Genomic DNA, 14,116 nt, shown 5'->3' with positions numbered 1-14,116 from the left:
AAGGCCGCNNTGCTCGCGTTNNCTTGGGTTGAACCGTGGATGGGGAACCATGAACACTACTTTAAGTACCGCCTATAACTACAAGGTGGTCCGCCAATTCGCCATTATGACGGTGGTGTGGGGCATCGTCGGCATGGGGCTCGGGGTTTTTCTCGCCGCCCAATTGGTTTGGCCTGCACTCAACTTCGACTTGCCCTGGACCAGTTTCGGCCGGTTGCGCCCGCTGCACACCAACGCGGTGATCTTCGCCTTCGGCGGCTGCGCACTGTTCGCCAGCTCCTTCTACTCGGTGCAACGTACCTGCCAGACACAGCTGTTCGCACCGAAAATTGCCGCGTTCTGCTTCTGGGGTTGGCAATTGGTGATTGTGCTGGCGGCCATCAGCTTGCCGCTGGGCTACACCACTTCCAAGGAATACGCCGAGCTGGAATGGCCGATCGCTATTCTTATCGCCATTGTCTGGGTCGCCTACGGCATCGTGTTTTTCGGCACGGTGATGAAGCGCAAGACCAAGCACATCTATGTCGGTAACTGGTTCTTCGGTGCATTCATCATCACTGTGGCGATTCTGCACATCGTCAACAACGTTGAGCTGCCGGTGAGTTTCACCAAGTCCTACTCGGTGTACGCCGGTGCCACCGATGCCATGGTCCAGTGGTGGTACGGCCACAACGCCGTAGGCTTTTTCCTCACCGCCGGTTTCCTCGGGATGATGTACTACTTCGTGCCGAAACAGGCCGAGCGNCCGGTGTACTCCTATCGCCTGTCNATCGTGCACTTCTGGGCGCTGATCACCCTGTACATCTGGGCCGGTCCGCACCACTTGCACTACACCGCGCTGCCGGACTGGGCGCAGTCGCTGGGCATGGTGATGTCGCTGATCCTGCTGGCACCAAGCTGGGGCGGGATGATCAACGGGATGATGACGCTCTCGGGCGCCTGGCATAAATTGCGCAGCGACCCGATCCTGCGCTTCCTGGTCGTGTCCCTGGCGTTCTACGGCATGTCGACCTTCGAAGGGCCGATGATGGCCATCAAGACCGTCAACGCCCTGTCCCACTACACCGACTGGACCATCGGCCACGTNCACGCCGGCGCCCTCGGTTGGGTGGCGATGATCTCCATCGGCGCGCTGTACCACATGATCCCGAAANTCTTCGGCCGCGCGCAGATGCACAGCNTCGGNCTGATCAACGCGCACTTCTGGCTGGCCACTATCGGCACCGTGCTCTACATCGCCTCGATGTGGGTCAACGGCATCGCCCAGGGCCTGATGTGGCGTGCGATTAACGAAGACGGCACGCTGACCTACTCCTTCGTCGAAACCCTGGTGGCCAGCCACCCTGGCTTCATCGTGCGACTGGTGGGCGGGGCGATCTTCCTCAGCGGCATGTTGCTGATGGCTTACAACACATGGCGCACCGTGCGNTCCNCGCAGCCNGCCGAAGTCGCCGCTGCNGCGCAGATGGCCTGAGGAGTCAGTGATGAAACACGAAACGATTGAAAAGAACGTCGGCCTGCTGATGCTGCTGATGGTGCTCGCCGTGAGCATCGGCGGCCTGACCCAGATCGTCCCGCTGTTCTTCCAGGACGTCACCAACAAACCGGTGGAAGGCATGAAGCCCTACACCGCGCTGCAACTGGAAGGCCGCGACATTTACATCCGAGAAGGCTGTGTGCAGTGCCACTCGCAGATGATCCGCCCGTTCCGCGCCGAGACCGAACGCTACGGCCACTACTCGGTCGCCGGCGAAAGCGTATGGGACCACCCGTTCCTGTGGGGCTCCAAGCGCACCGGGCCGGACCTGGCGCGCGTCGGCACGCGCTACTCGGATGACTGGCACCGCGCGCACTTGTACAATCCGCGCAACGTCGTGCCGGAATCGAAAATGCCGGCCTATCCATGGCTGGTCACCGCCCCCGTCGACAGCAGCCACACCGAGACCAAATTGCACGTAATGCGCACCCTCGGCGTGCCGTACACCGATGAAGACATCAGCGGTGCAGTCGCCAGCCTCAAGGGCAAGACCGAGATGGACGCACTGGTTTCTTACCTGCAAGTGCTCGGCACTGCCATCAAGAGCAAGAGGTGAGCCATGACGATGCCCTTCGAAATAGTGAGCGAGATGAGCAGTGGAATGATCCGCGGCCTTGGCACAGTCGTGGTGTTCGTCGCCTTCGTCGGCCTGACGCTGTGGGTGTTCAACAGCAAGCGCAACCCGGAATTCGCCGAAGCGCGTTTGCTGCCGTTCGCCGATGACCCCCTGCCCGACGATGCCACCCAAGAACCTGAAACAAGGAGTACCCGGCCATGACCACCTTCTGGAGTACATGGATCTGCGTACTGACCCTCGGCAGCCTGATCGGCCTGACCTGGCTGTTGATCGGCACCCGCAAGGGCGAGACCAAGGGCAGCGTCGACCAGACCATGGGCCACGCCTTCGACGGCATTGAGGAATACGACAACCCGCTGCCCCAGTGGTGGTTCATGCTGTTCGCCGGCACTTTGGTGTTTGCCGTCGGCTACCTGATCCTCTACCCGGGCCTGGGCAACTGGAAAGGCGTGTTGCCGGGCTANGAGGACGGCTGGACTGGCGTTCACGAATGGGAAAAGGAGATGAACAAGGCTGACGCGAAGTTCGGGCCGATCTTCGCCAAATTCGCGGCCATGCCNGTTGAAGAAGTNGCCAAGGACCCGCAAGCGCTGAAGATGGGCGGTCGCCTGTTCGCCTCCAACTGCGCGGTGTGCCACGGCTCGGATGCCAAGGGCGCTTTCGGCTTCCCGAACCTGGCCGACAGCACCTGGCGCTGGGGCGGTGATGCCGAGATGATCAAGACCACGATCATGGGCGGTCGCATGGCGGCCATGCCGGCCTGGGGTGAAATCCTCGGTGAGGCCGGCGTGAAGAACGTGGCCGCGTATGTACGTCATGAACTGGCCGGCCTGCCTCTGCCAGCGGACGACACCGCCGATCTGCAAGCCGGACAGCAAGCATTCAGCACCACGTGCGTAGCCTGTCATGGTGCAAACGGCAAAGGCACTGAAGCCATGGGCGCGCCGAACCTGACNCAGCCTGCCGGCTTTATCTACGGCACCAGCCTGGCGCAGTTGCAGCAGACCATCCGCCATGGCCGCCAAGGCCAGATGCCGGCGCAGGACGCACTGCAAGGCAATGACAAGGTGCACCTGCTCGCCGCCTATGTGTACAGCCTGTCCCACGGCTTGAACACCGACCGTTTGCAAGCCGAAGGCAAACGCGAATAAATCTCGACCGCTCTATTGCCGCATTCTCCCGGATGCGGCAGTTCCCTGCCTCTTTGCGACCAAGTGTCGCACCCCTCCGTTGGTCCTCCTTTCGGTTCACCAGATTCGGGTCTAAGCTTGCTTCGATGCGGACTGGCATGAGCCGGTTCCAGGTCGACCTTGCCCGATGTGTTCGACGAATCTGCTCGATGACAGGCCGCAAAGGCTGGTAGATACCGGCTGTCGTGCCAATTGCCATCCGTCACCCGATCGTTGTGTTTGAACACACCCCGTTACATCCGACCTGACCCCCTCACCCTTTTCGTTCGCTGCGACATTTTGTCCGAGGCCAATTTTGTCCTTACGCTGCGCATGGAAAGGCCGCAGAATCAGCATTTGAAAGCATTGACCCAGGTCATGGCGCGTTGCAATGACCCCCTGCTTTCTCCATACTTGCGGCCGATTTTTATNCCTATAAAAAAACCTAAACCGTGGAACCTTAGAATGAGCACAGCAATCAGTCCGACTGCTTATAACTATAAGGTAGTCCGCCAGTTCGCCATCATGACGGTGGTCTGGGGGATCCTTGGCATGGGGCTCGGGGTGTTTATCGCCTCGCAACTGGTTTGGCCGGAATTGAATTTCGGTTTGCCATGGACGACCTTCGGCCGCCTGCGCCCGCTGCACACCAACCTGGTGATTTTTGCCTTCGGTGGCTGTGCGTTATTTGCCACTTCCTACTATGTCGTGCAGCGAACCTGCCAGACGCGACTGATCTCCGACGGCCTCGCGGCCTTCACCTTCTGGGGTTGGCAAGCCGTCATCGTCGGTGCGGTCGTGACCCTGCCGCTGGGCTACACCACCACCAAGGAATACGCCGAGCTGGAATGGCCGATCGCCATTTTGCTGGCCATCGTCTGGGTGACCTACGCCGTGGTGTTCTTCGGCACCATCGTCAAGCGCAAGACCAAGCACATCTATGTCGGTAACTGGTTCTACGGTGCCTTCATCCTCGTGACGGCGATGCTGCACATCGTCAACCACGCGTCCCTGCCGGTCAGCCTGTTCAAGTCCTACTCGGCGTATGCCGGTGCGACGGACGCGATGATCCAGTGGTGGTATGGCCACAACGCGGTAGGNTTCTTCCTGACCACCGGCTTCCTGGGGATGATGTACTACTTCGTTCCGAAGCAAGCCGAACGTCCGATCTACTCCTATCGCCTCTCTATCGTGCACTTCTGGGCGCTGATCACCCTGTACATCTGGGCCGGTCCTCACCACCTGCACTACACCGCGCTGCCGGACTGGGCGCAATCGCTGGGCATGGCGATGTCGATCATCCTGCTGGCCCCGAGCTGGGGCGGCATGATCAACGGCATGATGACCCTGTCGGGCGCCTGGCATAAGCTGCGCACCGACCCGATCCTGCGCTTCCTGGTGGTGTCNCTGGCCTTCTACGGCATGTCGACCTTTGAAGGCCCGATGATGGCCATCAAGACAGTGAACTCGCTGTCGCACTACACCGACTGGACCATCGGCCACGTACACGCCGGTGCCTTGGGCTGGGTAGCGATGATCTCGATCGGCGCCATCTACCACATGATCCCGAAACTGTTCGGTCGCGCGCAGATGCACAGCATCGGCCTGATCAACACGCACTTCTGGCTCGCGACCATCGGTACCGTTCTGTACATCGCCTCGATGTGGGTCAACGGCATCACCCAGGGTCTGATGTGGCGTGCGATCAACGATGACGGCACCCTCACTTACTCCTTCGTCGAAGCGCTGCAAGCCAGCCACCCGGGCTACATCGTCCGCGCCATCGGCGGTGCGTTCTTTGCCAGCGGCATGCTGTTCATGGCCTACAACGTCTGGCGCACCGTGCGTGCTTCCGACCCGGTAGAAGCCGAAGCCGCCACCAAGATCGCCGTTGTGGGAGCTCACTGATGAAGCATGAAGTAGTCGAGAAGAACATCGGCCTGCTGGCCTTCTTCATGGTCATCGCCGTGAGCATCGGCGGCCTGACCCAGATCGTTCCGCTGTTTTTCCAGGACGTGACCAACAAACCCGTAGAAGGCATGAAGCCTCGCACCGCCCTTGAACTGGAAGGCCGCGACATTTACATCGCCAACGGTTGTGTCGGCTGCCACTCGCAGATGATCCGCCCGTTCCGCGCCGAAACCGAACGCTACGGCCACTACTCGGTTGCCGGTGAAAGCGTCTGGGACCACCCGTTCCTGTGGGGTTCCAAACGTACCGGCCCGGACCTGGCCCGCGTCGGCGGTCGTTACTCCGATGACTGGCAGCGTGCGCACTTGTACAACCCGCGCAACGTGGTGCCTGAGTCGAAAATGCCAGCGTATCCGTTCCTCGTGGAAAACAAGCTCGACGGCAAGGACACCGCNAAGAAAATGGAAGTCTTGCGCACGCTCGGCGTCCCTTACACCGACGAAGACATCGCCGGTGCCAAGGATGCTGTGAAGGGCAAAACCGAAATGGACGCACTGGTGGCCTACCTGCAAGGCCTTGGCACCATCATCAAAAGCAAACGGTGATCTTCATGGATATCGGGATGATTCGAGGCCTGGGCACCGTTGTCGTGATGGTGGCCTTTATCGGCCTGGCGTTGTGGGTGTTCAGCCCACGGCGCAAGTCGGAGTTTGACGACGCGACCATGCTGCCCTTTGCAGATGATCCCGAAGCCATCAAGCACGTCGAGCAAGCGTCTAGGAGTAACAAAGAATGACTACGTTCTGGAGTCTGTACGTCACAGTCCTCAGTCTGGGTACCATNTTCGCCCTGACCTGGCTGCTGCTGTCCACCCGCAAGGGCCAGCGCGCCGAGCAGACGGAAGAAACGGTTGGCCACTCCTTCGACGGTATCGAGGAGTATGACAACCCGTTGCCGAAATGGTGGTTCATGCTGTTCGTCGGCACCATCATCTTTGCCCTTGGCTATCTGGTGCTGTACCCGGGCCTGGGCAACTGGAAAGGCTTGCTGCCGGGNTACAACTACCTCGACAACGACAAGCAAACCCCATTCGCCAATGGCCAGACCGGCTGGACCGGCGTGCACGAATGGGAAAAGGAAATGGCCAAGTCGGACGCCAAGTTCGGGCCGATCTTCGCCAAGTTCGCCTCAATGCCGATCGAAGACGTCGCCAAAGACCCGCAAGCCTTGAAGATGGGTGGCCGCCTGTTCGCCTCCAACTGCTCGGTATGCCACGGTTCCGACGCCAAGGGTGCCTACGGTTTCCCTAACCTGACCGACGCCGACTGGCGCTGGGGTGGTGAGGCAGAAACCATCAAGACCACCATCATGGGTGGCCGCCACGCGGTCATGCCGGCATGGGCTGACGTGATCGGCGAACAAGGCGTTGCCGACGTTGCCGGCTACGTGCTGACCAATCTCGATGGCCGCAAGCTGCCGGAAGGCACCAAGGCCGATCCGGTTGCCGGCCAGAAGCTGTTCGCCGCCAACTGCGCCGTGTGCCACGGTCCGGAAGGCAAAGGCACACCAGCCATGGGCGCGCCGNACCTGACCCACCCGGGTGCATTCATCTACGGTTCGAGCTTTGCGCAACTGCAGCAGACCATCCGTTATGGCCGCCAGGGCCAGATGCCTGCGCAGGAACTGNTGCAAGGCAACGACAAGGTTCACCTGCTGGCCGCTTACGTCTACAGCCTCTCTCACGGTGAGAAAGCGCCGACAGAAGACGCTCAGTAAGGCACACGCCTGACGCAACAAAGAAGGCCCCGCCAGTGATCTGGCGGGGCCTTTTCATGGGCGGCTGGCCCAGATCGATTTTACCGGCACCGTATCCAGCAGCTTTCGGCTCTGCCATTGGTTGTCCTTCACCAGGTTGATGTGCAACTGCTTGCGATCCTCTGAGAAACTGGCAACCAGGTAGGTTTGCTGAGAAGTGGCACCGCTCAGGTACATCGGCACACCATTCACTTCATAGGCATCACCGCCTTGATCATGGAGATGGCCGGCGAAGATGGCAGTGACCTCATACTTCCTGATCATCTGATAAAAGCGCCGTGTTTGCTCACTGTCACCCATCATTTCGTGTGGCTTGTGCATGTTGATAATGATGGCGTAACCCTGAGTCCGAGCGACTCTCAAATCGTTTTCAAGCCAATCCAGGGTACTGGTGATGTCGAACGTCGTCGGGTTTAACGCATGAGAAATCCTGGTCGCATAGGTCGGCTCATTATTGAGTTGCACCATATGGACGTCGCCTATGTTTTTGGAATAGGCGAGACTGCCGGAATATAGCCGACTCAGGAAACTTCCGGTAATTTTCAAATCAAAATTATCAACCTTGTTTTCATGATGCTCTTTGAACTCCACAATACTGCCGGCCGCACAGTTATTGCTGAAACAATCATCCACGTTATTCTCATAATCGTGATTACCCAGGCCATACAAGAAATCGCCATTGAAGTATTTCTTCAACATCGAATTCATGTAAGAGCGCTGCCAGCCGTGACCGAAAGCGGTGATGTCACCATTGATCATCAGTGGTACATGGGATTGCGCATGGTTCTTACGGAAGTCGGCGATACTCGCAAACTGGGTCTCCACCAACCATTTCGAGCGTTTATTGAAATCCGCCTCGGACTCGGGCTCTCTGCGGTCGAGCTTGTCCGTCCACGGGTACTGCGTATCCGAAGCGAAGATCATGTGACGTGGAGCACCTTCTATTGAATAGGCCAAAGGTGCCATAGACAGCAGACACAAGCCCAATACAAACCGCTTAACTTTCTTAGAAATCATAGAATTCCGTTTCCATTAGTATTAGATAAAGTGCGCAACCAGCAAGCCGCGCTCAATTAACTTATTGGAAACAAACCCAAACTTCAAATAACCAACCAACCTCAATTAAATAAATATATTTCCGCCACACATCAACGAACAATCACCCCACTAACTTAAACTTGGCTAGTTATGAGTTTTGCTGGCTTAATACTGCAATGCGTCAAACTATGAGGTTACAGTTGCCATGGCGTGTATTCCAGCGGCAGACCTCCCGGACGGATGAGGTCCGCAGCTCGCCCTCACCTCGTCGGCCACGCAACGGCAGGAATCGCCCCGCCTCTGATTCTGCATCACGAAAAAACGTCCATAATCTACCAGTCAATTGATTCAAGTCACTACACCATCAATTGAGTTCCCCCAACGCGACCAAAGGTCGCACCCTTGAGCNAGANCGNGAGGCGTATCATTACGCCACTGCAAGACCTATTTTTGACCCCGGTTGGCACGTACTGGCCGAGGCAAATCTCCACCGCCGTGGGATGCAATGATGAGCAACCAGATACCGGTAAACGACGTTACCCCGCCTGCCAAAAACGCGAGCAACACGGTCGACCTCTATGCGTCNCGAGAAAAAATCTACACCCGCGCTTTCACCGGCCTGTTCCGCAATTTGCGCATGCTCGGTGGTGCCGGTTTGTTCCTGCTCTACTTCGGCACCGTGTGGCTGAATTGGGGTGGCCACCAGGCCGTTTGGTGGAACCTGCCGGAGCGTAAATTCTTCATTTTTGGCGCGACCTTCTGGCCCCAGGATTTCATCCTGCTGTCGGGCATTCTTATCGTTGCCGCCTTTGGCCTGTTCTTCATCACCGTGTACGCCGGTCGCGTGTGGTGTGGCTATACCTGCCCGCAGAGCGTGTGGACGTGGATCTTCATGTGGTGCGAAAAGGTCACCGAAGGCGACCGTAACCAGCGTATCAAACTGGATAAAGCGCCGATGGGCGCCAACAAATTCCTGCGCAAATTCAGCAAACACACGCTGTGGCTGTTGATCGGTTTTGTCACCGGCATGACCTTCGTCGGCTACTTCTCGCCGATCCGCGAACTGGTGTTTGATTTCTTCACCGGCCAGGCCGATGGCTGGTCGTATTTCTGGGTCGGTTTCTTCACCCTTGCCACCTATGGCAATGCCGGCTGGCTGCGTGAGCAAGTGTGCATTTACATGTGCCCGTATGCGCGCTTCCAGAGCGTGATGTTCGACAAGGACACGCTGATCGTTTCCTACGATCCGCGCCGCGGTGAAAGCCGTGGCCCGCGTAAAAAAGGTGTCGACTACAAGGCCGAGGGCCTGGGGGATTGCATCGATTGCACCATGTGCGTNCAGGTCTGCCCCACCGGNATCGACATNCGCGACGGTCTGCAAATTGAGTGCATCGGCTGCGCGGCGTGTATCGATGCCTGCGACAGCATCATGGACAAGATGGACTACCCGCGCGGCCTGATCAGCTACACCACCGAGCACAACCTGTCCGGGCAGAAAACCCATAAACTGCGCCCGCGTCTGATTGGCTATGCCCTGGTGTTGCTGGCAATGATCAGCCTGTTGGCCGGCGCGTTCTTCATGCGTTCGCTGGTGGGATTCGACGTCAGCAAGGACCGCGTGCTGTACCGGGAAAACGCTGAAGGGCGCATCGAAAACGTCTACAGCCTGAAAATCATGAACAAGGACCAGCGCGACCATACCTACGTACTGGAAGCCTCCGGTCTGCCGGACCTCAAGCTGCAAGGCAAGCGCGAGATCAAAGTCGCCGCCGGGGAGATTTTCAGCCAGCCGGTCGAACTGTCGATCGCACCGGAAAAACTGCCGTCGAGTACCAATGAGGTGAAATTCATCCTCAGGGATGCCGATGATGACAGCGTCCACGTTGAAGCCAAGAGCCGATTCATCGGCCCACAAATTCGTTGAGAGAAGTGATCATGCCCGCAGCAAACGCCGCAAGCCCTTGGTACAAGCATCTTTGGCCATGGATCATCATNGGGATCCTGACCTGCTCGGTGACCTTGACCTTGTCCATGGTGACCATTGCGGTGAAGAACCCGGACAACCTGGTTAACGACAACTACTACGAAGCCGGCAAGGGTATCAACCGCTCCCTGGACCGCGAACTGCTGGCCCAGACCCTGCAACTGCGGGCCAGCGTTCACCTGGATGACGTGACCGGCGAAGTCGACCTGCGCCTGAGCGGCAACAGCCAACCTGAAACCCTNGAGCTGAACCTGATTTCCCCGACCCAGCCGGAGAAGGACCGCAAGATCAACCTGACCCGCAGCGACAGCGAGCCTGGCCGCTACATCGGTCAATTGAGCGACAAGATTGAAGGCCGTCGCTTTGTCGAATTGCTGGGCACTCAGGACGACCACATCTGGCGCATGTTCGAGGAAGAGCTGGTCAGCCATGACAAGGATCTGCTGCTGGGTGATGAGCCGCTGCAAGGCGCGGAAGACCTGAAAAAGTAAAAGCCTGCGCTTCGCGCATCGCGAGCAAGCTCGCTCCCACAGTGGATTGTGGCGTTCACACAATCCCTGTAGGAGCGAGCTTGCTCNCACAGTGGATTGTGGCGTTCACACAATCCCTGTAGGAGCGAGCTTGCTCGCGATGAGGCCCTTCCAGACGACATAGATCCAAATCATGACCAGCCCAATTCCCTGCTACCACTGCGCCCTGCCCGTCCCTCCCGGTAGCCGCTTCACCGCTGCGGTCCTCGGTGAAATCCGCGAGTTCTGCTGCCCGGGTTGCCAAGCCGTGGCGGAGGCAATCGTGGCCGGCGGCCTGGAAAGCTATTACCAGCACCGCAGTGAAGCCTCGGCCAACCCCGAGGCGCTGCCAGTGCAGCTGGTGGACGAGTTGGCGCTGTACGACCGCGCCGATGTGCAAAAGCCTTTTGTGCGCCACGACGGCGAGCTCGCCGAAACCACGCTGCTGATGGAAGGCATCAGCTGCGCTGCCTGCGGCTGGCTGATCGAGAAACACCTGCGCAGCCTGCCCGCGGTGGCCGAGGCACGGTTGAACCTGTCCAACCATCGCCTGCAGGTGCGCTGGGCCGACGGGCAATTGCCGTTGAGCCAACTGCTCGCTGAGCTGCGCCATATCGGCTATGCCGCCCATCCTTACCAGGCTGATCGCGCCAGCGAACAACTGGCCGGCGAAAACCGCCTGGCTTTGCGCCAACTGGGCGTGGCGGGGTTGCTGTGGTTCCAGGCGATGATGGCGACCATGGCCACCTGGCCGGAATTCAATATCGACCTGAGCCCGGAGCTGCACGTGATCCTGCGCTGGGTGGCGATGTTTCTTACTACACCCATCGTGTTCTACAGCTGTGCGCCGTTNTTCAANGGGGCGATGCGCGATTTGCGCACCCGCCATCTGACCATGGACGTGTCGGTGTCGCTGGCCATCGGCAGTGCCTATATCGCCGGAATCTGGACCTCGATCACCGGCGTNGGCGAGTTGTACTTCGACGCGGTGGGCATGTTCGCGCTGTTCCTGCTGGCCGGCCGCTATCTTGAGCGCCGGGCGCGGGAACGTACGGCCGCCGCCACCGCACAGCTCGTCAACCTGTTACCCGCCTCGTGTCTGCGTCTGAGTACCGACGGCCAAAGCGAACGGATCCTGCTCAGCGAACTGCGCGTCGGCGATCAGGTGCTGGTGCATCCGGGAGCCATCCTGCCGGCCGACGGCAAGATCCTCAACGGCCAGTCGAGCATCGACGAATCGCTGCTGACTGGCGAATACCTGCCGCAACCGCGCACCCAGGGCGACGCGGTCACCGCCGGCACCCTGAACGTCGAAGGCGCGTTGACCGTGGAAGTCCTGGCGTTGGGCCAGGACACGCGATTGTCGGCCATTGTCCGCCTGCTGGATCGTGCCCAGGCCGAAAAGCCACGACTGGCGGAAATCGCCGACCGCGCCGCACAATGGTTCCTGTTGCTGTCATTGATCGCGGCAGCGGCAATCGGCCTGTTGTGGTGGGAACTGGATGCGTCGCGAGCCTTCTGGATNGTGCTGGCGATGCTGGTGGCGACCTGCCCGTGCGCGCTGTCACTGGCCACACCGACCGCCCTCACCGCCGCCACCGGCACTCTGCACAAACTCGGGTTGCTGTTGACCCGTGGCCATGTGCTGGAAGGCTTGAATCAAATCGACACTGTGATTTTCGACAAGACCGGTACGCTGACCGAAGGCCGCTTGGCGTTACGCGCGATCCGCCCCTTGAGCGCACTGAACAGTGATGAATGCCTGAGCCTCGCCGCCGCCCTGGAAAACCGCTCCGAGCACCCGATTGCCCGGGCTTTCGGCCGNGCGCCGCTGGCGGCCGAAGAAGTCCTCAGTACGCCGGGGCTTGGCCTCGAAGGCCTGGTCGGCACGCAACGCCTGCGCATCGGCCAGCCGGGTTTTGTCTGCGAACTCAGTGGCGCGGCCACACCGGTCATGCCCGATGAAGCGGGGCAATGGCTGCTGCTCGGCGACGACCAGGGGCCGCTGGCGTGGTTTGTCCTCGATGATCGTTTGCGTGCCGATGCCCCGGCGCTATTGAAAGCCTGCAAGGCCCGTGGCTGGCGCACCTTGCTGTTGTCCGGCGACAGTTCGCCGATGGTCGCCAGCGTCGCGCTGGAGTTGGGCATCGACGAAGCCCATGGCGGCCTGCGTCCCGACGACAAATTGCAGGTCCTGCAACAGCTGCACAAGGAAGGCCGCAAGGTGTTGATGCTCGGTGACGGCGTCAATGACGTGCCGGTGCTNGCCGCCGCCGATATCAGTGTGGCAATGGGCTCGGCCACGGACCTGGCTAAAACCAGCGCCGATGCTGTGCTGCTGTCCAACCGCCTCGACGCGCTGGTGCAGGCGTTTACCCTCGCGCGGCGCACACGCCGGGTAATCATCGAAAACCTGTTGTGGGCCGGGCTGTACAATGGCCTTATGCTGCCGTTTGCCGCCCTCGGCTGGATCACCCCGATCTGGGCGGCGATCGGCATGTCCCTCAGCTCGTTGACCGTGGTGCTCAACGCCTTGCGCCTGACTCGCCTGCCGAGCGCGCAGGCTAAAAGCGCCGCCTTAGTAACCCGCCCGCTGCCGGCTTGAGCCGCGCGGGCATGGAGTCCAGATGCCAGCTCTCTACGTGATGATCCCGGCCGCGCTGCTGATCGTGGCCATCGCTATCTATATCTTCTTCTGGGCGGTGGACAGCGGCCAGTACGACGACCTCGACGGCCCGGCTCACAGCGTGCTGTTCGACGACCAGGACCCGAACCACAAAGCCGCGGTCGACGAAGCCAGCGGCCATCCGGCCAAACCGGACGACAAGGCGCCTCCGCATGCTTGAGTTGGCGCCACTGCTGGTGTCTGCGGTGATTCTCGGACTGCTCGGCGGCGGCCATTGCCTGGGCATGTGCGGCGGGCTGATGGGCGCGTTGACCCTGGCCATTCCAAAAGAGCAACGCAGCCGCCGCTTTCGCCTGCTGCTGGCGTACAACCTCGGCAGAGTGCTCAGCTATGCCACCGCCGGGTTATTGATTGGCCTGGCCGGCTGGGCGGTGGCCAACAGCCCGGCGGCGATGTTCATGCGCGTGCTTGCCGGGTTGCTGCTGATCAGCATGGGGTTATACCTGGCCGGCTGGTGGAGCGGCCTCACCCGTATCGAAAGCCTCGGGCGGGGCCTGTGGCGCTATATCCAGCCGGTTGCCAACAAACTGCTGCCGGTGTCGAGCCTGCCCCGCGCATTGCTGCTGGGCGCGCTGTGGGGCTGGTTGCCATGCGGGTTGGTTTACAGCACGTTGCTGTGGGCGGCGAGCCAAGGCAATGCGCTGGACAGTGCGTTGCTGATGCTCGCGTTCGGGTTGGGCACCTGGCCGGTGCTGCTGGCCACCGGGCTGGCGGCGGAGCGGGTCACGGCGTTGTTGCGCAAACGGTATGTGCGGATGACGGGTGGCTTGCTGGTGATTGTGTTCGGTATCTGGACGTTGCCGGGGCCGCATCAACATTGGCTCATGGGGCATTAGATCGGTGNCGNCNTCATCGCGGGCAAGCCCGCTCCCACAGTTTCCCTGTGGGAG

14 protein-coding genes are annotated in these 14,116 nt (G+C 60.0%); 13 read left to right on the top strand and 1 reads right to left on the bottom strand.

From position 1 onward, the window contains the following. The first annotated feature begins 49 nt into the window (after positions 1–49). The 8 genes from ccoN (B7L09_RS27410) to ccoP (B7L09_RS27375) all read left to right on the top strand — a co-directional run bounded on the left by ccoN (B7L09_RS27410) (position 50) and on the right by ccoP (B7L09_RS27375) (position 6,970). On the top strand, positions 50–1,474 hold the full coding sequence (ccoN, locus tag B7L09_RS27410) for a cytochrome-c oxidase, cbb3-type subunit I (RefSeq protein WP_094471501.1): 1,425 nt from the start codon (positions 50–52) through the stop codon (positions 1,472–1,474). Positions 1,475–1,484: 10 nt separating this feature from the next. Then, positions 1,485–2,093, top strand: a complete 609-nt coding sequence (ccoO, locus tag B7L09_RS27405; protein ID WP_053257421.1) for a cytochrome-c oxidase, cbb3-type subunit II — start codon at positions 1,485–1,487, stop codon at positions 2,091–2,093. A 21-nt stretch (positions 2,094–2,114) separates the two neighbouring features. Then, complete coding sequence (locus B7L09_RS27400; protein ID WP_303396110.1) at positions 2,115–2,315, top strand: cbb3-type cytochrome oxidase subunit 3; 201 nt, start codon at positions 2,115–2,117, stop codon at positions 2,313–2,315. Further along, positions 2,312–3,265 carry a cytochrome-c oxidase, cbb3-type subunit III gene (gene ccoP, locus B7L09_RS27395; RefSeq protein ID WP_094471499.1) on the top strand — a complete coding sequence of 318 codons (954 nt, stop codon included), beginning with the start codon at positions 2,312–2,314 and terminating at the stop codon, positions 3,263–3,265. Before B7L09_RS27400 ends, ccoP (B7L09_RS27395) begins: the two co-directional genes overlap by 4 nt. A 483-nt stretch (positions 3,266–3,748) precedes the next feature. Further along, the gene (gene ccoN / locus B7L09_RS27390) at positions 3,749–5,191 is read left to right on the top strand and encodes a cytochrome-c oxidase, cbb3-type subunit I (protein ID WP_094471498.1); all 1,443 of its coding nucleotides are present in this window, start codon (positions 3,749–3,751) and stop codon (positions 5,189–5,191) included. Further along, complete coding sequence (gene ccoO, locus B7L09_RS27385) at positions 5,191–5,799, top strand: cytochrome-c oxidase, cbb3-type subunit II (RefSeq protein ID WP_022643327.1); 609 nt, start codon at positions 5,191–5,193, stop codon at positions 5,797–5,799. Before ccoN (B7L09_RS27390) ends, ccoO (B7L09_RS27385) begins: the two co-directional genes overlap by 1 nt. A gap of 5 nt (positions 5,800–5,804) precedes the next feature. Next, a complete protein-coding gene (locus B7L09_RS27380; RefSeq protein ID WP_003193169.1) occupies positions 5,805–5,990 on the top strand; it encodes a CcoQ/FixQ family Cbb3-type cytochrome c oxidase assembly chaperone in 186 nt (61 codons plus the stop codon). Continuing rightward, positions 5,987–6,970 carry a cytochrome-c oxidase, cbb3-type subunit III gene (gene ccoP, locus B7L09_RS27375; RefSeq protein WP_094471497.1) on the top strand — a complete coding sequence of 328 codons (984 nt, stop codon included), beginning with the start codon at positions 5,987–5,989 and terminating at the stop codon, positions 6,968–6,970. Before B7L09_RS27380 ends, ccoP (B7L09_RS27375) begins: the two co-directional genes overlap by 4 nt. Positions 6,971–7,024: 54 nt before the next feature. Here ccoP (B7L09_RS27375) and B7L09_RS27370 read toward each other — a convergent pair whose 3' ends face one another. After that, positions 7,025–8,026, bottom strand: coding sequence for a metallophosphoesterase family protein (locus B7L09_RS27370; protein WP_094471496.1), 1,002 nt, complete (start codon positions 8,024–8,026; stop codon positions 7,025–7,027). Between the two features lie 529 nt (positions 8,027–8,555). Here B7L09_RS27370 and ccoG point away from each other — a divergent pair. The 5 genes from ccoG to B7L09_RS27345 all read left to right on the top strand — a co-directional run bounded on the left by ccoG (position 8,556) and on the right by B7L09_RS27345 (position 14,062). Further along, positions 8,556–9,971, top strand: a complete 1,416-nt coding sequence (gene ccoG, locus B7L09_RS27365; protein WP_094471495.1) for a cytochrome c oxidase accessory protein CcoG — start codon at positions 8,556–8,558, stop codon at positions 9,969–9,971. Between the two features lie 11 nt (positions 9,972–9,982). Further along, positions 9,983–10,522: a FixH family protein gene (locus tag B7L09_RS27360; protein ID WP_094471494.1), complete on the top strand. Its 540-nt coding sequence runs from the start codon at positions 9,983–9,985 to the stop codon at positions 10,520–10,522. Between the two features lie 172 nt (positions 10,523–10,694). Then, positions 10,695–13,145, top strand: a complete 2,451-nt coding sequence (locus tag B7L09_RS27355; RefSeq protein WP_094471493.1) for a heavy metal translocating P-type ATPase — start codon at positions 10,695–10,697, stop codon at positions 13,143–13,145. 22 nt (positions 13,146–13,167) lie between these two features. Next, a complete protein-coding gene (gene ccoS, locus B7L09_RS27350) occupies positions 13,168–13,386 on the top strand; it encodes a cbb3-type cytochrome oxidase assembly protein CcoS (protein ID WP_094471492.1) in 219 nt (72 codons plus the stop codon). Further along, positions 13,379–14,062: a sulfite exporter TauE/SafE family protein gene (locus B7L09_RS27345; protein WP_094471491.1), complete on the top strand. Its 684-nt coding sequence runs from the start codon at positions 13,379–13,381 to the stop codon at positions 14,060–14,062. Before ccoS ends, B7L09_RS27345 begins: the two co-directional genes overlap by 8 nt. Positions 14,063–14,116: the final 54 nt, after the last annotated feature.

Source organism: Pseudomonas mandelii (assembly GCF_002251635.1).
GTDB lineage: Bacteria > Pseudomonadota > Gammaproteobacteria > Pseudomonadales > Pseudomonadaceae > Aquipseudomonas > Aquipseudomonas mandelii_B.
This window is presented reverse-complemented; position numbering and strand designations above follow the sequence as displayed.